Consider the following 22,720-nt stretch of genomic DNA (forward strand, 5'->3'; position numbering starts at 1 on the left):
TTGTAACATTCGGAAACAGAGCGAATGAACTTTTCTTTTTGAAAATAGAGGTTAAACTCTTTTAAAACCTTTTTTGTTACACTTGCAAGTAGATAGTCTGGGCGAAATTGCCAAAAAATTAAGGAGAATCGATGATGAGTCATATGAATGTGGCGCATCCCTATTTTGGTGCGTTTTTGTTGTTTGTAATTACCGCAGTCGCTTTCATTGCTACCACGACGGCAGCCAGATTTGTCAGTCGTTATCTTGCAAGACTCGATACGGAAAAGCTCAAAGTGGCTATTTATGAGTGTGGTCCTGAGCCGGATAAGCAGCCAAACAGGATTTCTGCACAGTTTTACCTAATAGCATTACTCTTTATCCTTTTTGATGTTGAGATTATTTTTATGTTTCCTTGGGCAGTGGATTTTAAAGTTCTTGGATGGTTCGGTTTTGCAGAGATGATTCTATTTATCTTGCTACTTGCAATCGGTTTTATTTACGCTTGGAAGAAAGGAGCATTGGAATGGCACAGCATCAAGTAAATTACGCAGCAAATGCGGGATTGCCAGTTGCATTGACAACAGTGGACAAACTGGTCAACTGGGGACGAACAAACTCACTTTGGGTACTTACCTATGGATTGGCATGCTGTGCTATCGAGATGATGGCGAGTGGTGCGAGCCGATACGATTTTGACCGATTTGGTGTGATCTTTCGTGCAAGTCCGCGCCAATCAGATGTGATGATCGTTGCTGGGACGCTTACAAAAAAACATGCCGAATTTATCAGAAGACTCTATGATCAGATGGCGGAGCCAAAATGGGTTATCTCCATGGGAAGTTGTGCCAATACCGGTGGAATGTTTAATACATACGCAACGGTTCAGGGTGTGGACAGAGTGATCCCTGTAGACATCTACCTTCCCGGATGTGCACCACGTCCAGAGACACTGCAGTATGCTGTAATGCTTTTGCAGAAAAAACTTCGTAAACGATCTATCTTTCAAAAACAAAAACCAAAAAGGCTGGTGTGATGAGACCATACAGACCAAAAGACAATGTTCAAAAAAAATCATACTATACCGACCGATTCTGGGTGGCTCCAAGAGTTCCGCATGAGCCGGTAGAAGATGAGGTATTTCAAGCGGACTTGGAAAGCCTCAAAAAACAAATCGATGTTAAAGATGCCTACATCGAGAGAGGCCAGATGGTCATCATCATCAATGCAAAAGACAACGTATCAACACTCAAACATCTCAAAGAAGAGTGTGGGTATGATATCTTGAGCGAGATGAGTGCTATTGATTATTTGGCAAAAGATGGAGAGTTTGAGATCTTTTACCAACTGCTTGCAATGAGCAAAAGAAAGAGAGTTCGCGTCAAATGCCGTATCAAAGAGAATGAAGCAATCGAGAGCGTGGAACCTCTTTTTCGAAGTGCGGACTGGAGTGAACGAGAGATGTATGATATGTTTGGAATCAAAGTCAACAACCATCCATATCTCAAACGAATTTTGATGCCTGAAGATTGGGTAGGATACCCGCTTCGAAAAACATATCCGCTCCACGGAGATGAAGCGGCTCAATGGTATGAAGTGGATAAGATTTTTGGAAAAGAGTATCGAGATGTTATCGGTCCAGAGCAGAGAGACCCAGCATATGTGAGTACTACCGATACATGTAATTTTGCGCGCATTTATCACGAGGTGCCAAGATGTGCCGATCCAAACAGTGAGCCAGAACGTATAGAGAGTTTCAACGAAGATGCACCTTTGGTAGAGACATTTGATCTCAAAAAAGCAAAAATCGTAGATAAAACGAGATAAGGGCCAGCAATGCAACAAAGAAACAGATTAGAGCCATATTTTGAAAACCTTGTTTTTGATCGTGACGATAACAAGATGGTGATCAACTTCGGTCCACAGCATCCATCTGCTCACGGTCAGCTTCGACTCATCCTTGAAATGGATGGGGAACAGATTACAAAGGCGGTTCCTGATATCGGGTATCTACACCGTGGAATGGAGAAGATGGGCGAAAATATGATCTATAATGAATTTTTGCCTACAACGGACCGAATGGACTATATCGCTGCCACATCCAACAACTACGCTTTTGCTTTGGCGGTTGAGCGACTCCTTGGCATCGAAGACAAGGTACCTAGACGGGCAAAAGTGATTCGTATGATTTTGCTTGAACTTAACCGAATCATTTCCCACCTTTTCTGGCTGGCGACACACGCTCTGGATGTTGGCGCTATGAGTGTCTTTTTATACTGTTTCAGAGAGCGTGAGTATGCAATGGATTTGATCGAAGATTACTGTGGAGCAAGATTGACACACAGCTCTGTCCGAATCGGCGGTGTGCCGTTAGATATTCCAGAGGGGTGGCTCGATAGACTCAATGTCTATTTGAACAACTTGCCAGATCAGATCAAGCTCTATGAGGGGCTTTTGACAGAAAATAGAATCTGGAGAATGCGTCTTGAAAATGTAGGTGTCGTTCCACCAGAAATGGCTAAGCAGTGGGCATGTAGTGGAATTATGCTACGAGGCAGCGGCATTGAGTATGACATCCGAAAAGAGGAGCCGTATGAGCTTTATGATGAGGTCGATTTTGATATTCCGGTAAGTGACCGGTGTGACAGTTATGGCCGTTACCTTCTTTATATGGAAGAGATGAGACAATCTATTCGAATTATTAGACAGCTTATTCCAATGTACAAAGAGACAGAGCCACAACTTATGGCTCATGCTCCTGAATATATCAGTGCGCACAAAGAGGATATCATGACACAAAACTACTCTTTGATGCAGCACTTTGTTTTGGTGACGCAAGGAATGCGACCACCAGTTGGAGAAGTGTACGTTCCAACAGAATCGCCAAAAGGCGAGCTTGGATTTTTCATTCGAAGCGAAGGAGAGCCATATCCATATAGGCTCAAAATCAGAGCACCAAGCTTTTGGCATACGGGTATTTTGCAAGATCTATTGCCGGGACACTATCTCGCAGACGTTGTAACGATTATTGGTTCAACCAATATCGTTTTTGGTGAGATCGACAGATAAAAAGAGGGGACAATGGTACGATATGATCTAAGACATTTGCATGAAAATTTTTATGACAGAATGTTGGAGCTTTTGGATAAAGAGGTCAAAAGTGGCGAAGTAGCCATCTTTTTGTTTGAGGTAGTCGTTAACGGCAAAGAGAATTTTGAAGCGGTACAAAAGAGTGCCGATGTTATCAAAGAGGCCGGATATGAACTATTAAACTCACTCAAGTTCAATGAAGTGGACTGGACAATCGTTGTACGAAAGAAATAGGGGGATGTTCCTGTGAGTAAAGTATATTTTTCGACGTGGAAAGATGAGCTTATCGACAATCGGGGAAAACCGAAAGAAGAATGGGTAGAGTCTGCTTTCAACTTTCCAGTCCAGTACAATACCGATATTGATTCAAAAGCCTTTATCGGATGGGCCGGTATTGCGCTCATGAGCGAAGATGTAGATGTGGTCAAACTTGCGACAGAATACGCCAAACAGTACCAAGTCTACTCAGAAGCGTGCGGAAGATGCGCTCCAGGAAGATGGGGGGGACGGATTTTATACGATCTATTTGACAAGATTGCCAGAGGAGAAGGCGAGAAGAGTGACGTAGATCATCTCAAAGAGGTTTCCAAAACGATGATGGAAACCAGCAAATGTGAGATAGGTCGTACCGTTCCAAAGCCGCTTCTTGATATATTGGAGCATTTTTCCGATGAAATCGATGAGTTGATTCAAAATAAAAAACCTTCCAAATACTATAACAATCCTGAAATCAGCTACATAGCAAAAGTAACGGCTCCATGCATGGATGCCTGCCCGAGTCACGTGGATATTCCAGCGTATATTGAGGGAGTTCGGGATCTACGATATGACGACAGTTTAATGGCAACACGAAAAACGATGCCACTTGCACATACTTGTGGTCGAGTCTGCCCGCACCCGTGTGAAGATGAGTGTAGAAGGGCGAACCTGGATGAGCCGATCTCCATTATGGAATTGAAGCGAATCGGAGCTGATTTTGAGGATGAACATGGCCTTTTTTGGCTCCATCCTAAAAAACAAAAACCGCTCAATGGTAAAAAAGTTGCCATCATAGGAGCCGGTCCTGCTGGACTAGCGGGAGCCTATTATCTGGCTCTTGAAGGAGTGGCATGTGATGTGTATGAAGAGTTGCCGGTACTTGGTGGAGAAGTAGCTGTAGGTGTTCCACAGTATCGAATGCCGGTAGAAAAATACAATAAAGACATAGAAGCGGTCGCATCGCTCGAAGGGGTTCGCTTTATCACCGGTAAGCGGGTTACGGCAGATGATATGAGAAAATTTGAAAAAGAGTATGACGCTATTTTGATAGCGACAGGAACAAGAATTTCCAAAAAAGTTCGCGCAAAGAATGAGCGAGATGAGATCAAAGGGTATTGGCCAGCCATCAATTTCCTTGATTGTATCAACCTTTATGTCAAATATGGGATTCCTGTACCAAAAGAGATTCAAGAAAAACAGCATCTCAACACAGATTATGTGGATTTGACAGGAAAGACGCTGGTATGTGTTGGTGGGGGGTTTACCTCCATGGACGTGGTTCGATGTGCCGTACGGGCCAATGCAAAAAAAGTGATTATGCTCTATCGTCGGGATGAAGCAACTATCATTCGAAATACCACCTATGAAGAGTACCATGAAGCTGTGGAAGAGGGTGTGGAGTTTATTTTCTATTCTGCTGTTGAAGAGATTATTACCGATGAAAACGACAACTTGAAAGCATTGAAAGTCAACCGATTTGAACTTATTCCCGATCCAAACGGTGGTCGACCACAACTTAAAAAGATAGAGGGTGCAGATTTTACAATTGAATGTGATTATTTGGTACCTGCTGTGAGCCAAAGTGCAGATCTCTCTCATCTGCCTGAAGAGTGGGAGATAGAGCTGACAAGCTGGGGTACCATCAAAACGGATGGTAAAACCTATATGAGTTCAAAAAAAGGCGTTTTTGCAGCAGGAGACTGCGAATATGGTCCGATGACTATCGTCAATGCAGTAGGACAGGCTAAACGCGCAGCTAGTGTCATCAGTCGTTATGTTCAAACAGGTGAAGTGACTCTTACGGATGAAGAGATCATGGAAGATCATTTGAGAGCATTGAAAGTATATGACAAAAAAGAAAAGATTACAGGTTGGCTTCCCGGACTTCCAAGACAGGTGAGCGAAAAACTGACAGTTGAGGAGCGAAAATCCACTCAACTTGAAGTGAATCTTGGTTTTACCCAAGAGCAGGCGATTGCAGAGGCAGAGCGGTGTATGCGATGTTACTATATCGCTATGGTAGCGGTGTAAAGGTAGAGCATGGTTAAGTTTACAATAGATGGAAGAACAGTTACCGCCCAAAAGGGTGAAACTATTTTACAAGTAGCACGACGAGAGGGGATCTATATTCCTACAATGTGCTATTTGACAAAAGTAAAGCCTATCGAATCATGCAGACTCTGCGTTGTAGAGGTCGAAGGAGTTGAGGGGTTTGTTCTCAGTTGTCAAACTCCAGTTGTACCAGATATTAAAGTGCGAACAAACTCTGAAGAGCTTTATAAACATCGACAAAACATCATGCGCCTTTATGATGTGAACCATCCACTAGAGTGTGGCGTATGTGATAAGAGTGGCGAGTGTGATCTTCAAAACAAGACCTTGGAGTTCGGAGTCGATACGCAAGAGTTTACTGCAAAGGATCAATATCGACCAATCCAAAAATGGAACTACATCCAGTATGATCCGAGTCTATGTATTTTATGTGAAAAATGTGTGCATGTATGCAATGAAGTGATTGGTGATGATGCTATCGAGATCGAATATGGCGGATATAAATCAAAAATTGTTCCTAAAAATGCCGAAACGCTTGATTGTACATTCTGTGGAGAGTGTATTGCAGTCTGTCCGGTAGGCGCACTTATAAGCAGTGATTTCAAATATACCTCCAATGCATGGGAACTTCAAAGGATCCCAGCGGCTTGCGCACACTGTAGTGCAGCATGTCATCTGTATTATGAGGTAAAACACTCTTCAATCGAAAATCTCGAGCCAAAGATTTACCGTGTGAAAAATGAGTTTGAATTTGAAACACTGTGTGGGGCAGGACGATTTGGATTCGATTTTGAAAATAGAGCCAAAAAGGATGAAAAAGCTTTTGAAAACGCTTTAGAAGCGTTCAAAAAAGCGGATACGATTCGATTTACTTCCTATATTACCAATGAAGAGGCATATATTCTTCAGAAGCTCAAAGAAAAATTTGGCTATAAACTCATCAATGAAGAGGCAAGAAACTATCAAAAATTTTTGCAAAACTATGCAGCATATAGCGGAAAAAGCCTTTATAGTGCAGATTTAAGAAGAGTTGAAATAAGTGATTTTATTGTACTTTTGGGAAGTTTTGCCTCTTCAGACAATCCTGCTGTGCGTTATGCATTTACCGTGGCACATAAACAAAGAAACGCACAAATCATCAATATGCATCCGGTGGAAGACGATCTTTTAAAACCAATCGTTACCAAATTTGTCAAATATGAAGTTGGAAGTGAAGAAGCGGTTATGGGAATGCTGCTTGATGCGCTCCTTAGTGAAGAGGCAAAATCCAAAATTGATCAAAAATGGTTTGATGAACTCGATATGGGTTACCTCAGTGCGGAATCAAGTGTGGGGGAAGAGGAGATCGAAGATATCTTAGCAAAACTGAACCGCAAAAAAAGACTGAAAGAAGATAGGTTTACACTCATACTTGGAGAGGATTTGTACGCACATCCAAGAGCGGAGAATATAGCGAGACTGGCTGGGTTGATCGATCGATTTACAGAGTTCGAGGTGATGATCATACCACCAAAGACAAACAGTCTGGGCGTAGCACTCATTTGTGACCTGGATGATGAGGATGGTGCGTACAGTATAGGCTACAACACGAAAGGGGACTTTACACTGAGCGCTTTGGGTGATGGCGATTTGGATATGCCAGCTCTCAACCAACAAGAGGGGACTTTTACCAATATCGATAGACGGGTAGTACCGACAAACGTAGCATTGCCATATGAGGGCTATGTACTAAACGATATTGCAAGAGCTCTCGGAGTGAGTGATAAAGAGTATACAATAGAATTTACAAAAGAGCTTCCACAAGAGAAGGGGTATCAACCAATAGCGTTCGATGATCTGCCAAACGAGTTTTTAAATGATGGAAGCGAGCGGCGAGGGTACGTGATCGAGCCACAAAGAGTGAATTTGTCAAGAAAGAACGTTGAGCCGATAGCTGAGCTGCCGGAATTCAACGGTACAGTGGTCTATCGATGTGAGCCGGTTTTGCAGTTTAGCCCGTTCACCAACAAAGCGCATCAGTTGAATTGGTCCTGTGAGCTGATAGGATCGCAGCAGTTTTCCATAGCTGCCAAACTGAGCGATGGAGATCAAGTTATTATTCAAACAAAATTTGGTGCAATAGCAAAAACATTTCGTATCGATCCTAAATTAAAGGGTACAGTTGCCCTATTAGGAGTGAGTGATATGGGGATAGAGTATTTTGATATGCAGTCATCCTACAGATATGAACGAGTAAAAATCACAAAGAGAGCGGATCATGAGTGAAAAGATTAAGATTACGATTGATGGAAAAGAGTGTGAAACGGTAGCAGGCGAGTACGTTCTCAATGTAGCCAGAGCCAACGGTATTTTTATTCCTGCCATCTGTTACCTAACAGGTTGCTCTCCGACGCTGGCATGTAGGCTTTGCCTTGTAGAAGCAGATGGTAAGCAGGTCTATGCGTGTAATGCCAAAGCCAAAGATGGTATGAATATCGTTACCGTCACGGAAAATATTCTTAAAGAGCGCCGTGCCATCATGGAAGTCTATGATGTGAACCACCCATTGGAGTGCGGCGTATGTGATCAAAGTGGCGAATGCGAGTTGCAAAACTATACATTAGAGATGAAAGTGGATGAGCAGCACTATGCCATTCGAGACACCTATAGGCCAGTCAAAAAATGGAATTTTATCCATTATGACTCGTCACTCTGTATCGTGTGTGAGCGTTGTGTGACTGTTTGTAAGGATATGATAGGCGATGCGGCGCTAAAAACCGTTCCACGGGGCGGAGACAAGCTTGGCAAAGAGTGGAAAGATGAGATGCCAAAAGACGCCTATGCTATGTGGAACAAACTGCAAAAATCGATTATCGGAGCGGTTACAGGAGATCAGCTTGATTGTACATGGTGTGGTGAATGTATCAGTGTCTGTCCGGTTGGAGCACTGGTGAGCGAAGATTATCACTATACGACTAACTCTTGGGAACTTACAAAAATTCCAGCGGCCTGTGCACATTGTAGTGCTACCTGCCACATGTACTATGAAACGAAACACACCTCTATCGAAAACCCTGAACCAAAAATCTACCGCGTCACAAATGAGTTTCATTATCAGCCGCTATGCGGAGCAGGACGATTTGGATTTGATTTTGAAAACAAGGCCAAAAAGGATGAAAAGGCTTTTGAAAACGCTTTAGAAGCGTTCAAAAAAGCGGATACGATTCGATTTACTTCCTATATTACCAATGAAGAGGCATATATTCTCCAGAAGCTCAAAGAAAAATTTGACTATAAACTCATCAATGAGGATGCCAAACAGTATAAGCAGTTTTTAGAAAATTTCAGTCAATACAGCGGAAAATCATTACCAACAGCCGATGTGAAAACAATCCATAATAGTCAATTTGTAGTTTCTATAGGGACAGCATTGAAAAGTGACAATCCGAGAGTACGGTTTGCGTTTAACAATGCTGTAAAAATGAATAAAGGCGGAGGAATCTATTTTCATCCTATAAAAGATCCGGTCATAGAGTCTCTTGGAAAAACAGTTGTGCCTGTTTATCACAAACCGTTAAAAGAAGAGGCTGCACTCTATCTTATATTGCAAGAATTTGGTGATAAAGAGAAATTACCAAAATATGTGAAAGAGTATCTTGATTCGTTGATGGTTACAAAAACCAAAGAGATTGAGGAGACGATTAAGGAAAAAGTTGTCGAGATTGTTGAAGAGACGATCGTTGATGAAAAAACGGGCAAAGAGAAAAAAGTTCAGAAAAAAGTAGAAAAAGAGGTACCCAAAAAGGTCAAAAAAGAGGTTGAGTATCAGGTGAGCAAACTTTATGACATGCTTGATGCTCCTGAAGAGTTGATGGAAAAATTGAGTAAAGTGCTATCAAAAGCTGAAAAATTCACACTCATACTTGGAGAGGATTTGTACGCACATCCAAGAGCGGAGAATATAGCGAGACTGGCTGGGTTGATCGATCGATTTACAGAGTTCGAGGTGATGATCATACCACCAAAGACAAACAGTCTGGGCGTAGCACTCATTTGTGACCTGGATGATGAGGATGGTGCGTACAGTATAGGCTACAACACGAAAGGGGACTTTACACTGAGCGCTTTGGGTGATGGCGATTTGGATATGCCAGCTCTCAACCAACAAGAGGGGACTTTTACCAATATCGATAGACGGGTAGTACCGACAAACGTAGCATTGCCATATGAGGGCTATGTACTAAACGATATTGCAAGAGCTCTCGGAGTGAGTGATAAAGAGTATACAATAGAATTTACAAAAGAGCTTCCACAAGAGAAGGGGTATCAACCAATAGCGTTCGATGATCTGCCAAACGAGTTTTTAAATGATGGAAGCGAGCGGCGAGGGTACGTGATCGAGCCACAAAGAGTGAATTTGTCAAGAAAGAACGTTGAGCCGATAGCTGAGCTGCCGGAATTCAACGGTACAGTGGTCTATCGATGTGAGCCGGTTTTGCAGTTTAGCCCGTTCACCAACAAAGCGCATCAGCTAACAGAAAATGGCAAATTGTATGCAAGTGAAACATTTTTGAATGAATTGGGCCTTGAAGAGGGTGATAAAGTAAACCTTCAAAAAGATGATACTAATATTACAGTAGAAGTTGCCCTTGATGACAAAATTGGATCGGGAGCCTATATAGGCACGTTTGATACAAATATTGATATATCACCGCTTTTTGCGGGATATCGATTTAGCGAAGTACAAATTCAAAAGGTGTAACATGGATGCAGCGTTTGTTATAGCAACCATTCTTAAGATACTGATTGTACTGGGGCTTTTTTCGGCTTTGGCCGGATTTGGTACCTATGTAGAAAGAAAAGTACTTGCATTTATGCAACGCCGTCTTGGTCCGATGCATGTAGGACCATACGGATTGTTACAGGTTCTTGCTGACGGTATCAAGCTCTTTACGAAAGAGGATTTTGTACCGCAAGGAGCAGTACGCCCTGTTTTTATGATAGCTCCGGTAATCACAGCGGCCACAGCTTTTATCGCTATGGCGGCGATTCCGATGTTTCCGGAATTTACAATCGGTGGATATACGGTTAAGCCGATAATTTCTGATATCAATGTTGGATTGCTGTTTGTGTTAGGAGTAATGGCTGCTGGATTGTATGGACCATTGCTAGCTGGTATGTCTTCTGGAAACAAATGGGCGTTACTCGGTGCAGCTCGGACTGCGATCCAGTTTTTAAGCTATGAAGTTGTTACCGGACTTTCTGTTTTGGCACCAGTGATGATTGTAGGGTCCCTTTCATTGGTGGATTTTAACAATTACCAGGCAGGAGGCATAGGAAATTGGCTGATTTGGAAACAGCCTCTTGCATTTATTCTTTTCTTGATTGCAGGATATGCGGAGACAAACAGAACGCCGTTTGATTTACTAGAGCATGAAGCGGAAGTGATTTCAGGGTACGCTACAGAGTATAGCGGTATGCGATGGGGAATGTTTTTCATCGGTGAATATGCAAACATGTTCACAATAGGATTTTTGGTTAGTCTCATTTTTCTTGGCGGATTCAATGATTGGGGATTTATTCCAGGTGCGATTGCTATTTTGATCAAAGTCTTTTTCTTTTTCTTTCTTTTCTTGTGGACACGGGCATCCTGGCCGCATGTACGACCGGATCAATTGATGTGGCTCTGCTGGAAAGTATTGATGCCTCTAGCGGTGATCAATGTAGTGATTACCGGTATTGTGATGAGTATCTAAGGGGGAATTATGAGTGGGTTAGAACAGTTTACAAATAGATATGGATCACAAAACTATTATAAAGTGAAAATAGAGCCATATCCAAAGACGCCTTGGGAAAAATTTAAAAGAGTTTTGAAAAGAAGTGTAAAACTTGAACTCTTTGTCGGTTTGAAAATTACGCTATTGGAAATGATTCGATTTAATATCCATACAATTCAGTATCCAAAAGAGAAACTTCCAATTGGACCAAGATATCGGGCAGTCCATAAGCTGCTTCGGCTGCTTGAGAGTGGTAATGAGCGCTGTATCGGCTGTGGACTTTGTGAAAAGATCTGCATCGCTAACTGTATCCGAATCGATACAAAAGTCGATGAAAACGGAAGAAAAGTACCAACACAATATACGATTAATTTCGGCCGATGTATTTTTTGCGGGTATTGTGCGGAAGTATGCCCAGAGCTTGCCATTGTCCATGGTCAAGATTATGAAAATGCAAGTGAACAAAGAGCGCATTTTGCATTGAAAGAGGATATGCTCACACCACTTGACAAATTGAAAGAACAAAAAGAGTTTCCAGGTTTTGGTGCGCCTACACCGGCAGCAGACAAATTAATCAAAAAAACGCCATTAGCGTATTAAAAGGTATAGCGATGGTTGAAGCAATTGCATTCTATCTTTTCGCAGCACTGACAATTTTTATGTTTGCTGTGACTGTTATGAGCAAGAACGCTCTGCATTCCATGAGCGCATTGGCCGCAGGAATGGTATTTATATCGGCATTCTTTTTTCTTTTGGATGCGGATTTTCTCGGTGTCGTTCAAATCATAGTCTACGGCGGTGCTGTTATGGCCCTGTATGCTTTTGCTATGATGTTTATGGATACGACAAAAGATGTAAAAGAGAAAAACCCGTCTAAGAAAATCGTATTTTTTCTTTCCGGAATGGTTGCACTTCTTCTTGTTATTATCCTATTGACACCGATTATTTCCGACAAAGTGCATGCTTTGTATCCAGTCAGTGATGAAGTTGGTAATGCAGAAGCGGTTGGTATCGTGCTGTTTACCAAATATCTGGTTCCATTTGAATTAGCTGCTGTAATGCTACTGGTGGCTATGATTGCGGGTATCATTTTGGCAAGTAAACGGATGGATGAGAGTATAACGTTGAAAATTGATCATGAAATCGAAGAAAAGGCTGGCAAATGATTACATTGACACACTATCTCATATTGTCTGCCATACTTTTTAGTATAGCGCTTGTAGGTATTTTGCGTAGAAAAAATCTACTGATGCTCTTTTTTGCAACAGAAATTGCACTTAATGCTGTGAATATTGCATTGGCTGCATTTTCAAAATATTACGGAGATTTGACTGGGCAGCTTTTTGCATTTTTTATCATTGCCATTGCAGCAAGTGAAGTGGCAGTTGGCCTTGGTCTGTTGATTATTTGGTATAAACGAAGAGGAACTATCGATCTAGATAGCCTCCAATCTATGAACGGGTAAGGGATGAGCATGGAAAAATATGTATATATAGCACTATTTTCCCCACTGGTCGGATCGCTTTTTGCAGGACTATTTGGCATGCAGCCAAAAAAACTGCTTACAGGGATTGTTACATCAACACTGCTTGCAATCTCATTTATTGCATCCGTACTCCTGCTCTTTCATGTTGCAGCGACTGAAGAGCCTGTACATGTGACACTATTTGACTGGATTACAACCGGATCACTCAATATTCCTTTTGGTTTTGTTGTCGATCAGGTATCGGCTATCATGATGGTAACTGTTACTCTTGTATCAACGCTTGTCCATATCTATTCTATCGGATATATGGAACATGACAGCGGTTTTAATAGATTTTTCAGTTATTTGAGTGCGTTTGTTTTTTCAATGCTTGTTCTTGTGATGAGTGACAACTTTGCCGGTCTTTTCATAGGATGGGAAGGTGTAGGTCTTTGTTCATGGCTTCTTATTGGCTTTTGGTATTACAAGAAAGATGAGACAAGAGATGTGAACCCATCCATCAGTCCGTCATGGGCTGCAAATGAAGCGTTCATAATGAACAGAATAGCAGACCTTGGAATGCTCATCGGACTTTTTATCATTTATTGGCATATCGGCTCTTTACAATATGATGTTGTATTTGCACACGTTAACCTTCTAGATATTGCGGTCATTACAATGATGGGTATTTTCCTTTTCATTGGTGCAATGGGAAAATCGGCCCAATTTCCGCTTCATACATGGTTGGCTGATGCGATGGAAGGTCCTACGCCAGTATCTGCACTTATCCATGCTGCAACCATGGTTACTGCAGGCGTGTATCTCGTTGTACGAGCTTTTCCTATCTATTCGCAAATTCCTGATATCGGCCTGTTTATTGCGACTTTAGGTGCATTTGTTGCCGTATTTGCTGCATCCATGGCTTTAGTAAATACAGATTTGAAGCGTATCATTGCCTACTCTACACTTTCACAGCTTGGATATATGTTTGTGGCCGGCGGTCTCGGAGCATACTGGATTGCACTGTTTCACCTCATGACACACGCATTTTTCAAAGCACTACTCTTCTTGGGTGCTGGAAATGTTATGCATGCGATGGATGATGAACTCAATATTTTTAAAATGGGCGGCCTTGGCAAAGTGATGAAATGGACGATGATAATGATGGTCATTGCATCATTGGCTCTTGCTGGAATCTATCCATTTGCAGGATTTTTCTCAAAAGATAAAATTTTGGAAGTTGCATTTGATTCCCACCATTACATCTTATGGTTTATGCTGTGGGTCGGCGCTGGTATGACAGCATTTTATAGCTTCAGACTCATCATGCTTGTTTTCTTCGGTGAAGAACGATATAAAAAGTATGGATTTCATCCGCATGAAGCACACTGGTATATGTTAGCTGCTATGGCACCTTTGGCAATTTTGGCGATTATTGCCGGTTTCTTTGAGCATTCGTTTGAAGAGTTTGTTACAAAACTCTTGCCAGAATATCATTTCCATTCTCATGGAATTGCTGTAGTTGCACTCATTGGATTGACAACATTGATTGCATTAACCGGTATCGGTATTGCTGTATACAAATATAGTCATGGTGGTTTCAGCGAGAAATGGAAAGAGAACTTTTTCTATAAACTGCTATACAATCAATACTATATTCCTATTCTTTACGAGAAACTGTTTACTGAACCATACAAAATATTGTCCAATATTGCTTGGAAAGAGCTTGATTTAAGAATTGTGGATGCGACTGTCGATTTTATAGCAAATGTTATCTATAAATCTGGTTTTGCTGGACGTGTCGTGCAAAGTGGTAACCTATCCAAGATGCTTCGTTGGATGGTTATCGGTCTTTTAATACTGCTTGTTTTAATCATTCTATATAGTCCGGTACGGTAAGGAGAGAGTTTATGGATCATATTTTGTCACTATTGGTATTTTTCCCAGCATTGGCTGGTATGCTAGGCTTTATCGTTAAAAAGGACAACATAAGAGCATACGGCATAACAATAGCTGCTATAGAGTTTGCTCTTTCGTTGATACTGTGGCTGATGTTTGACTACAATAATGGTCATTTCCAATTTGTAGAACAGTTACCTCTTATACCGGAATATGGCATCAATTACTTTTTGGGAGTTGACGGTATATCTCTGTTTTTGATCGTGCTATCGACATTTGTTACATTGGTTGGTTTAATCTCCCTTACAATCGAAAAAAATGTTAAAAATATGATCATTTCTCTTCTCTTTTTAGAGATGACAATGGTGGGTGTATTCGTTGCTTTGGATGCAGTCATTTTTTATATTTTTTGGGAACTCTCTCTTGTACCGATGTTGTATATCATAGGTTACTGGGGGAGCGAACTGCGTGTTTATGCCGCTATCAAATTCTTCTTATATACCTTTTTCGGTTCACTTATCATGCTCGTAGGTATGCTTTTCATGGCATATCTATATTATGTGGCGACAGGGACAATCAGCTTTGCAATTCCGGACTGGCATAGACTCATACTTCCATATGATTATCAGATATGGCTGTTCCTTGCATTTTTCTTGGGTCTTGCTATCAAAGTTCCAATGTTTCCATTCCATACATGGCTTCCTTATGCCCACGGGCAGGCACCGACAATCGGTTCAGTTATTTTGGCTGCAGTACTACTGAAAATGGGGACATACGGTTTTGTGCGACTTTCACTGCCACTCTTTCCCGATGCCTCTATCGCACTAATCACGCCGATTGCTGTAATTGCCGTAGTCATGGTTATCTATACGGCAATGGTGGCGTATGCACAGGAAGATATGAAACAGGTGATCGCATACAGCTCTATCTCTCATATGGGTGTTATCATCTTGGGAACATTCGCAATGAACGTAGAAGGTATCGCAGGATCCATCTTTTTGATGATAAGCCATGGGATAGTCAGTGGTGCTCTGTTTATGCTTGTGGGCAATATCTATGACAGAAGACACACAAAGAAACTTGTAGAGTTTGGTGGACTCGCTTCAGTAATGCCTAAATATGCACTCATTTTTGGAATTATGACAATGGCATCTGTGGGTTTGCCGCTCACAATAGGATTTGTCGGTGAATTTTTAAGTTTGATGGGATTTTATAAAGTTTCTCCTGCTCTTGCATTTCTTGGAGGTTTTTCTATTATCTTGGGTGCAGCATATATGCTCAGAGTATATAAATTGACATTTTTCGGACCTTTGACAAATGAAAAAAACAGAAATCTTCCTGATCTCAATTGGAAAGAGTTGACTTCATTGATCTCGTTGGTGGTTGTTGTAATCTGGCTCGGTGTCAATCCAAACCCAGTGTTAAAACCTATCAACAAAAGTGTAGAGAATATGTTGCAACTAATGGAGAAAAAAGCGATCACACCAGAAGCAAAAGATCTTTTAAGTCACAATACAGTTAAATTGGAGGCAAAATAATGGAGCCTATTAAAGTAAGTCTGGAATCACTCAATCTTGCCACCCTTTTCCCTATGCTCATTGCAATTGCCGGTGGTTTGACTATACTTATTGTCGATTTGGTAAAAGAGAACCTACATAAATCATTGTATGTCATGTTGTCGATTCTATTTCTTGCACTTGATCTTGGTGCCATTGTGGGGTTACAGACAAATACACGGGGATTTTTCGATGTTATGCTGGTAGATGGTATTGCTGTCATCTCTCAAATTATCATTGTAGTTGCATCTATGCTTTTCATTCCGTTGGCCCTGACGTCTAAAAGATTTCATGAATTCAGTTTGCCAGAGTTTTTTGCTCTTTTCCTTTTTATGGTTTCTGGATTTCAGTTTATGGTTGCGACTGACAACCTTATCTTGATGTTTATAGGTCTTGAAACGGCAAGTCTTTCCCTGTATACTCTTATTGCTTTGCATAACCGAGAAAAATCTTTTGAAGCCGCGATTAAATATTTTACGATGGGTGCACTCGCAGCTGGCTTTTACGCTTTTGGTGCAGCGCTCTTTTATGGTCTGAGCGGAAGTGTTGAGATCTATAAAATTGCAGAAGTACTTGCAGATAGAGGCTATGAGCCAATATGGGTTGTTTTGCTTGCAACTTCGTTTATGATTGCTGCTATTGGATTTAAACTCTCTATGGTACCTTTCCATACATGGACACCGGATGTATATGAAGGTGCAAGTGCTGCACTTGCGGGGTATATGTCTGTCGTGCCAAAAATAGCTGGTTTTGTTGTCGCCATGAGGTTGTTTGAATTCTTGATCCACAGTGATATTACATGGGTGAGAGACATTCTCTATCTTGCTGTTGTGGTAACAATGACTTTCGCAAACATCGTGGCTCTCGTGCAGCACGATGTGAAAAGAATGCTTGCATATAGCTCTATCAGCCATGCAGGATTTGTAATGGCGGCAATTATGATAGGCACAACACAGGCAAACAGTGCGCTTTTCCTTTATTGGATCATGTTCTTGTTCACCAATCTCGGGGCTTTTACAATGCTTTGGATTTCGAGACACAAATCCAATATTTGGCATGACCGGTTTGACCATCCATATGAGAAATTTTCCGGTCTTGTACAGATCATGCCGGTAGCCGCAACAATCATGGCAATTTTTATGCTCAGTCTTGCAGGAGTGCCTCCATTTAGTCTCTTCTGGGGAAAACTGTATGTGATGAGTGCAGCAGTTAATTCTGGCTATATCATCCTTGCTCTTATCATGGCATTGAATAGTGCTATAAGCGCCTATTACTATCTCAAGCTTGTAGTGTATATGTTCATGCGAGATCCAATCAACGATAGTCAGACGGTCTATTTCAAAAATGCTTCTTTGTCACTCAAAACAATTGTCGGTATTTCAGCAGTATTGACTATTTTTTCTTTTATTTTTGTATCCCCATTGCTTGGCTTTATTACAAATTATGTAAGCATCAGCGGATTTTAATCCGCCAGTGCTTGCACAATTCTCTTTTTCAATTCATTATATTCTAGCGAGACTTTTTTTGTAAATTGTGTCTTATTGAAGATCTGTTGTCTTTTGGCGAGTTGGGCAGTGTGCATTGCGATTAATTGTTCAAGTTCTAAAATGTTTTTGATCTTTCCATCTAAATAGTGCAATGTCTCCTTGATTCCTATTGCTTTCATTGCATTTGGTTCTCTGGTATATTTTTTTTCGAGTTTACATATTTCATCAACCAGTCCTTTTTCGATCATTTTTTTTGTTCTTAGTGTTATTCTTTTTCTCAAAGTTTCACGGTCAATCGCTATTTCATAAATTTCTATATTTTGGTTGATCGATGTGGGAGGATTTTTTTGAAAAAAAGTGGTTGGTGTCAGACCAGTTTGGTAATAGAGCATCAATCCTTTTTCTATTCTATACCGGTCATTTTTTGAAATCTTTTTTGCAAAATTTTGATCAATCTTTGTTAAGAGGATATACGCTTTCTCTATATCGCGAATAATTTGTGCTACTTTTTTTTGAATGTTGGGTGAAAACTGAGGAAACGGTGAGATACCTGTAAGAAGTGTTTTAAGATAAAAGCTGCTACCACCTACAATGATGAGATTTTTTTGATTTTTTTTACACCACTTTTTGGTCTCCTGATAAAGCTTGATAAAACGTTCGACGCTAAAATACTCATTGGGGTACACTACATCGATACCAAAATGTTTTATTTGGTTCAATTCCTCTTTTGAAGGTTTAGCCGATACGATATCTATCTCTTTATATACACTAAGACTATCGATAGAAAGAATATATGCATTGCATTGATTTGCTATTTCAATGGCTATATCGCTTTTTCCGCTTGCTGTAGGTCCAATTATTGCTATTTCTTTCATGGTGCGATTATACTATAATACCAAAAACATCCATGGAGTGGTGATGCAAAAGATTGCAAAATTGTTACGAGATTTCAACGAATTTGTGATGTTTAAACATACCATATTTAGTCTTCCTTTTATATTTATTGCTATGATTGTAGCTGCAAATGGCTGGTTTGGATGGAGATTGTTGATTTTGGGGCTCATTGCAGCAGCAAGTGCAAGAAATTTTGCTATGGGTGTGAACAGGTATCTTGACAGAGATATCGACAAGCTCAATCCGAGAACCGCTACGCGACCGAGTGTCGATGGAAGAATCAAAGAGGAGTGGCAGCTTACTTTTATCGTACTCAATGCGATTATATTTGTCGCTACTGCGTATATGATCAATTGGCTTGCTTTTGTTTTGTCCTTTCCTATTCTTCTCATCCTTGGGGGATACAGCTATTTTAAACGATTTAGCGAACTTGCACATCTTATCTTGGGCCTCTCATTGGGACTTGCACCTATAGCTGGTGTAGTGGTAGTCGAAGCAAAGATAACATTGTGGAGTGTTTTTTTAGCAATTGGTGTGATGTTTTGGGTTGCAGGATTTGATCTGCTATACTCCTTGCAAGATATGGAATTTGACAAAGAGATGGGCCTTTTTTCTATTCCATCCCGCTATGGTCATGAGTGCACACTCTTTTTGGCAAAACTGTTCCATGCTTTAACGATACTGTTTTGGCTCTTTTTTGTTGTAGAAGCGCATCTTGGATTTTTTGCCTATTTGGCTGTTATCGTTTCGGCAGTGATGTTATGGTATGAACATAGAATCGTTGCAAAAGATTTTTCAAAAATTGATAGAGCTTTTTTTACAGTCAATGGCTATTTAGGCATCGTTTTTTTTATTTTTATCGTTCTTGATATAGTTTTTTAAATTGTTTAGTATTTGTAAAACCTCCTCATCATCCACATCATACCATCGCTCGTATGCATCTACGACTGCATAAAAAGGATATGGTGTGAAAAGGGCTATCACCTCATCGGCAATTTGTGAAAAATAGCGCACAGCTTCAGGGGGGCGGTTGGTACGGCTACAACAATCTTTTTGGGTTGCATTTTTTTTATCATCTCAATCGCTGCAGTCATAGTAGAACCCATTGCGATACCATCGTCAACTAGTATGACAATTTTGTTTTGAATATTTTTGAGAGGTCTGTTATTTCGTAGTTTTTGGATGCGGTGGCGGATCTCAATTTGCTGTTTTTGTATCGCTTCATAGATATCCTCTTGTGTAACGCCTTGAAGTGCATACTCATTGATATAAAGTGTGCCATCTTCGCACAGTGCTCCAAATCCACTTTCTGGATTAAAGGGGTAGGCAAGTTTTCTACATATTAAAAGATCGAAATCACTATGAAGATATTTCGCAACTTCGGCTCCTACTTCTACGCCTCCTCTTGGAATTGCCAAAACAATAACGTCATTTCTATTTTTATATTTTTCCAAAGCTAATGCCAGTCTTTGACCCGCATCTTTCCTGTCTTTGAACATGTTTCCCCTTTTGCTACTATAATTCAAAGAAATTATGGTATAATTCCATCGCTTTTGCGCCCGTAGCTCAGCTGGATAGAGCAACAGATTGCGGTTCTGTAGGTCGGGAGTTCGAATCTCTCCGGGCGCGCCACGGTGCTACGGGACTTCTTAGGCATTGGATTTTCGTTTAAGGTTTGAACTGTCAGCAATTTTGCAAGCAAACGGGTCCAAATGCCTATTGATTTTTAGATGCTCTCCCTTGATATACCTTGCATAATTCTTATATATCATTTCAGGACCTACATGTCCCACAATTTGGGCTAATTCGAGCACAGACACGCTGTTTGATTTAAGCATTGAAACGATAAAAGTATGTCTGGTGTTATACATCCTTTTACTGTCAGCAATTTTGCAAGCACGAAGCAATTTTTTCCACAATGGTTTGAACTGCCACGCAGAATGGAAATATTTGTTATCCTTATCCGTAAATAAGAATAACGTCTTTTTCTCCTTGGCAATCTTAAGCTGATCCTCAATGAATGTTCTTGCAGGCTCAAGGATTGGAACGATCCTCTCTTTATTTGTCTTTGTTGTCGAAACAACTCTATTTCTTATAGAGCGTCTCACTATGATATAATCATCTTGTATATCGTTTATTTGCAAGCCCATTATTTCGCCTGTTCGCATACCGGTATAAAAGGCTATACCCAAAAAGTTTCTAAACCAGCCTTCTGCATTATCGAGTAGGGATCTCACTTCCTCTGGAGAAAAAGGCTCTATCTCCGGCTTTGGTTCGTTCTTTTTGATTTGCACAACCGTCGCAGGATTTTTTTCGATTACTTCATCTTCAAGAGCTAAATCAAAAATGCCTTTGAGAGCCGTCTTGTAGTTCTGGATAGTTGATCTCTTTCTATCAAAAGAATTCAACCATGTTCTTATTTGTGAGGTTTTGATCTTGTCTATATCCGTATTGGCTCCAAAGTGATCCAGTATCACATCCACTATTCGTTCAAGCTGCGGATATGTTTTTAGATGCTCTTTTTCATTGAGATAAAGCTTTGCGTATTTGATTAAGCGTTTATCGTCCGTTATGCCAAGTGCGAGTTTGCGCTCAAGCGCAGGAATGACCTCTTTCTCGATGTATTGCCTATTCTCTTTGGTATCTTTGAGCTTCGTGCTTCTTTGAACTTTTCGCCCATTGAACATGTATTGAATGTAAAGAACGCCGTTTCGTGTGAAAACGGAAGCCATTTTTGCACCTCCTTTGAAGGTGCCAGCAGACTTGGTTATTTTAGCACACATTTTTCAACAGCTCCCCAGCAAGTTTCTCGGCTTCGCTTTCGGCGTTCATCATAAAATCATCAAGGGCGCTTTTTTTGATGCGGATAATTTTTAGCCCTTTTGGGCGGTAATAGTGCTTATTTAGTATAAAAGTACCATCGTTTATCAACTTGTAAATACTATCTGGATGCACTCTTATATAGTCTGCTGCTTCCTCTATTGTTAAGTAGATATCATTGAGTTCTATTTTCATTCTGTTTTTTGCATAGGACATGGGTTATCCTTTCTTGTTGTTTTTAGTGTTGCAGCTAAGTATTCCTAATACAATCCCTGTAAAAAAACTAAGTGTTGCAAGAGTAGAAATAACAAGGCTAATAATGATTTCTTGATACTGCATTATTCATCCTTTCTTGTGGTGTTCAAGGTGTCGATTTCGATGCGTTTAGTGTATGCCCTTATTCCGTACATAATAAGGGCAAAGTTATAACGCCGATTTTGTGGGAATTTTAGATGTGTATCACAACTGGGTATATAGTGACATACACCTAAAAGTGATTTTTATGGTAGCGGGAAAAATCCCGTAAAGGACTAAGTGTGCTTAATTGTGTGGTTGTGGATGGATGGTTTTTAGGTTGTTGAAATCTTCAAGTATATCCATATACTCTTTGGCAAGTTCTTCAATACAATCTCTTACATAAAAGAGTCTTTTGTCCTGAAAATCGCAAAATTCGTCCAATGCCATAGCCAAAATTTGCAGTTTTGCATTAATAAGCTCGAATTTTATGCTATAATACTTCCAGCTTTCGTATGTGATGGAGCCGTTCATGAGGCGACTCCTTCTATGAGGTCTATGGCTCTGATTTTCTGCACAAACTTCAGAGCCTCCTCAAACTCTACCGCTGGAATTTCTCCATATCTTGGGACATTGAATCTATCTTTGACAAGTCTCCACACTTTGGGATAGATGACTTTCCGCTTACTCAGATCCCCGTCACAAAGCGATAAGACCTTATCATCAACTGCATCTTTGAGCCTTTTCTCTTGCCAATGTTCAAGGCGTTTTGTCTGTTCTAATTTTGCTATGCGGTTATCGTGCTCTTTTGCAACTTTAAAAAAGTTTTCAAGTATCTCCATAGGTGATTGTGGAGTCTGGCTAACTTGTCTTGCTCTTTTTTCTACCTCGATAAAGTATTGGCGCACTTTTTTGCCTTGAGGTGTTTTTGAAGCCATTGCTATATGTTTGGCTGCGTCAAGTGTAAGCATGTATTCTTTGCGAATTGTAGCGCCTATTTCTCGTTCCACTTTTTGGGTGAATGAGATATAGTCTACTTTTTCTTCTAAATCAAGACTTTCTATCTGTTTTTTAATCCAAGATGAGTAATCTTTCTTTATTTCTAATGCTTGCCACAAATCCCTTGCATTAACCGCTCTTTCTGTTTCACCTGCAAAAAGCACATCTTGAATTGGTAAGACTGCTTGAAGTGTAGATGTAGGAATAGTCATAGTTCCTCCTTGACTAAAT

The 22,720-nt window shown here is 40.6% G+C and carries 22 protein-coding genes and 1 tRNA gene; 17 read left to right on the plus strand and 6 right to left on the minus strand.

What is annotated here, in order from left to right; translation table 11 throughout:
- Positions 1-134: 134 nt before the first annotated feature.
- The 15 genes from JG735_RS01525 to nuoN are packed head-to-tail and all read left to right on the plus strand — an operon-like array spanning position 135 to position 17,521.
- The gene (locus JG735_RS01525; protein ID WP_370583463.1) at positions 135-524 is read left to right on the plus strand and encodes an NAD(P)H-quinone oxidoreductase subunit 3; all 390 of its coding nucleotides are present in this window, start codon (positions 135-137) and stop codon (positions 522-524) included.
- Positions 506-1,015, plus strand: a complete 510-nt coding sequence (locus JG735_RS01530) for an NADH-quinone oxidoreductase subunit B family protein (RefSeq protein ID WP_201335092.1) — start codon at positions 506-508, stop codon at positions 1,013-1,015. The genes JG735_RS01525 and JG735_RS01530 overlap by 19 nt, the downstream gene beginning before the upstream one ends.
- A complete protein-coding gene (locus tag JG735_RS01535; protein WP_201335093.1) occupies positions 1,015-1,806 on the plus strand; it encodes an NADH-quinone oxidoreductase subunit C in 792 nt (263 codons plus the stop codon). The genes JG735_RS01530 and JG735_RS01535 overlap by 1 nt, the downstream gene beginning before the upstream one ends.
- A 9-nt stretch (positions 1,807-1,815) precedes the next feature.
- Complete coding sequence (gene nuoD, locus JG735_RS01540; RefSeq protein ID WP_201335094.1) at positions 1,816-3,048, plus strand: NADH dehydrogenase (quinone) subunit D; 1,233 nt, start codon at positions 1,816-1,818, stop codon at positions 3,046-3,048.
- A 12-nt stretch (positions 3,049-3,060) separates the two neighbouring features.
- The gene (locus JG735_RS01545; protein WP_201335095.1) at positions 3,061-3,303 is read left to right on the plus strand and encodes an NADH-ubiquinone oxidoreductase subunit E family protein; all 243 of its coding nucleotides are present in this window, start codon (positions 3,061-3,063) and stop codon (positions 3,301-3,303) included.
- 12 nt (positions 3,304-3,315) lie between these two features.
- Positions 3,316-5,358 carry an FAD-dependent oxidoreductase gene (locus tag JG735_RS01550; protein WP_201335096.1) on the plus strand — a complete coding sequence of 681 codons (2,043 nt, stop codon included), beginning with the start codon at positions 3,316-3,318 and terminating at the stop codon, positions 5,356-5,358.
- A gap of 9 nt (positions 5,359-5,367) precedes the next feature.
- A complete protein-coding gene (locus tag JG735_RS01555; RefSeq protein WP_201335097.1) occupies positions 5,368-7,644 on the plus strand; it encodes an NADH-quinone oxidoreductase subunit G in 2,277 nt (758 codons plus the stop codon).
- Complete coding sequence (locus JG735_RS01560; protein ID WP_201335098.1) at positions 7,637-10,120, plus strand: NADH-quinone oxidoreductase subunit G; 2,484 nt, start codon at positions 7,637-7,639, stop codon at positions 10,118-10,120. The genes JG735_RS01555 and JG735_RS01560 overlap by 8 nt, the downstream gene beginning before the upstream one ends.
- Before the next feature lies 1 nt (position 10,121).
- A complete protein-coding gene (gene nuoH, locus JG735_RS01565; RefSeq protein ID WP_201335099.1) occupies positions 10,122-11,114 on the plus strand; it encodes an NADH-quinone oxidoreductase subunit NuoH in 993 nt (330 codons plus the stop codon).
- A 9-nt stretch (positions 11,115-11,123) separates the two neighbouring features.
- Positions 11,124-11,735 (plus strand): NADH-quinone oxidoreductase subunit NuoI, encoded by a 612-nt coding sequence (nuoI, locus tag JG735_RS01570; protein WP_201335100.1) that lies wholly within the window; start codon positions 11,124-11,126, stop codon positions 11,733-11,735.
- 11 nt (positions 11,736-11,746) lie between these two features.
- Complete coding sequence (locus JG735_RS01575) at positions 11,747-12,301, plus strand: NADH-quinone oxidoreductase subunit J (RefSeq protein WP_201335101.1); 555 nt, start codon at positions 11,747-11,749, stop codon at positions 12,299-12,301.
- Complete coding sequence (gene nuoK / locus JG735_RS01580) at positions 12,298-12,600, plus strand: NADH-quinone oxidoreductase subunit NuoK (RefSeq protein ID WP_012081676.1); 303 nt, start codon at positions 12,298-12,300, stop codon at positions 12,598-12,600. Before JG735_RS01575 ends, nuoK begins: the two co-directional genes overlap by 4 nt.
- Before the next feature lie 9 nt (positions 12,601-12,609).
- Positions 12,610-14,499: an NADH-quinone oxidoreductase subunit L gene (nuoL, locus tag JG735_RS01585; RefSeq protein ID WP_236584127.1), complete on the plus strand. Its 1,890-nt coding sequence runs from the start codon at positions 12,610-12,612 to the stop codon at positions 14,497-14,499.
- 11 nt (positions 14,500-14,510) lie between these two features.
- Positions 14,511-16,037: an NADH-quinone oxidoreductase subunit M gene (locus JG735_RS01590; RefSeq protein WP_201335103.1), complete on the plus strand. Its 1,527-nt coding sequence runs from the start codon at positions 14,511-14,513 to the stop codon at positions 16,035-16,037.
- On the plus strand, positions 16,034-17,521 hold the full coding sequence (gene nuoN, locus JG735_RS01595; protein WP_370583464.1) for an NADH-quinone oxidoreductase subunit NuoN: 1,488 nt from the start codon (positions 16,034-16,036) through the stop codon (positions 17,519-17,521). The genes JG735_RS01590 and nuoN overlap by 4 nt, the downstream gene beginning before the upstream one ends.
- Here nuoN and miaA read toward each other — a convergent pair.
- Positions 17,518-18,417 carry a tRNA (adenosine(37)-N6)-dimethylallyltransferase MiaA gene (gene miaA, locus JG735_RS01600; RefSeq protein WP_201335105.1) on the minus strand — a complete coding sequence of 300 codons (900 nt, stop codon included), beginning with the start codon at positions 18,415-18,417 and terminating at the stop codon, positions 17,518-17,520. The two genes, nuoN and miaA, sit on opposite strands and share 4 nt — an antisense overlap.
- Positions 18,418-18,460: 43 nt before the next feature.
- Between miaA and mqnP the strand changes: the two genes are divergently transcribed.
- Entirely contained in the window at positions 18,461-19,318 is an 858-nt protein-coding gene (gene mqnP / locus JG735_RS01605) for a menaquinone biosynthesis prenyltransferase MqnP (RefSeq protein ID WP_201335106.1), read from the plus strand.
- Positions 19,319-19,416: 98 nt separating this feature from the next.
- On the opposite strand, the gene JG735_RS01610 is transcribed toward mqnP, so the two are convergent.
- Positions 19,417-19,935, minus strand: coding sequence for a phosphoribosyltransferase (locus JG735_RS01610; protein WP_201335107.1), 519 nt, complete (start codon positions 19,933-19,935; stop codon positions 19,417-19,419).
- 56 nt (positions 19,936-19,991) lie between these two features.
- Here JG735_RS01610 and JG735_RS01615 point away from each other — a divergent pair.
- Positions 19,992-20,068 (plus strand) — tRNA-Arg (locus tag JG735_RS01615).
- A gap of 17 nt (positions 20,069-20,085) precedes the next feature.
- On the opposite strand, the gene JG735_RS01620 is transcribed toward JG735_RS01615, so the two are convergent.
- The 4 genes from JG735_RS01620 to JG735_RS01635 form a co-directional block, all read right to left on the minus strand.
- Positions 20,086-21,168, minus strand: a complete 1,083-nt coding sequence (locus JG735_RS01620; RefSeq protein WP_201335704.1) for a tyrosine-type recombinase/integrase — start codon at positions 21,166-21,168, stop codon at positions 20,086-20,088.
- Between the two features lie 40 nt (positions 21,169-21,208).
- Positions 21,209-21,472 carry a helix-turn-helix domain-containing protein gene (locus tag JG735_RS01625; RefSeq protein ID WP_201335108.1) on the minus strand — a complete coding sequence of 88 codons (264 nt, stop codon included), beginning with the start codon at positions 21,470-21,472 and terminating at the stop codon, positions 21,209-21,211.
- 324 nt (positions 21,473-21,796) lie between these two features.
- Entirely contained in the window at positions 21,797-22,024 is a 228-nt protein-coding gene (locus JG735_RS01630) for a hypothetical protein (protein WP_201335109.1), read from the minus strand.
- Positions 22,021-22,701 (minus strand): antA/AntB antirepressor family protein, encoded by a 681-nt coding sequence (locus tag JG735_RS01635; RefSeq protein WP_201335110.1) that lies wholly within the window; start codon positions 22,699-22,701, stop codon positions 22,021-22,023. Before JG735_RS01635 ends, JG735_RS01630 begins: the two co-directional genes overlap by 4 nt.
- Positions 22,702-22,720: the final 19 nt, after the last annotated feature.

The sequence above is a fragment of the Nitratiruptor sp. YY08-10 genome (genome assembly GCF_016629565.1).
Taxonomy (GTDB): domain Bacteria; phylum Campylobacterota; class Campylobacteria; order Campylobacterales; family Nitratiruptoraceae; genus Nitratiruptor.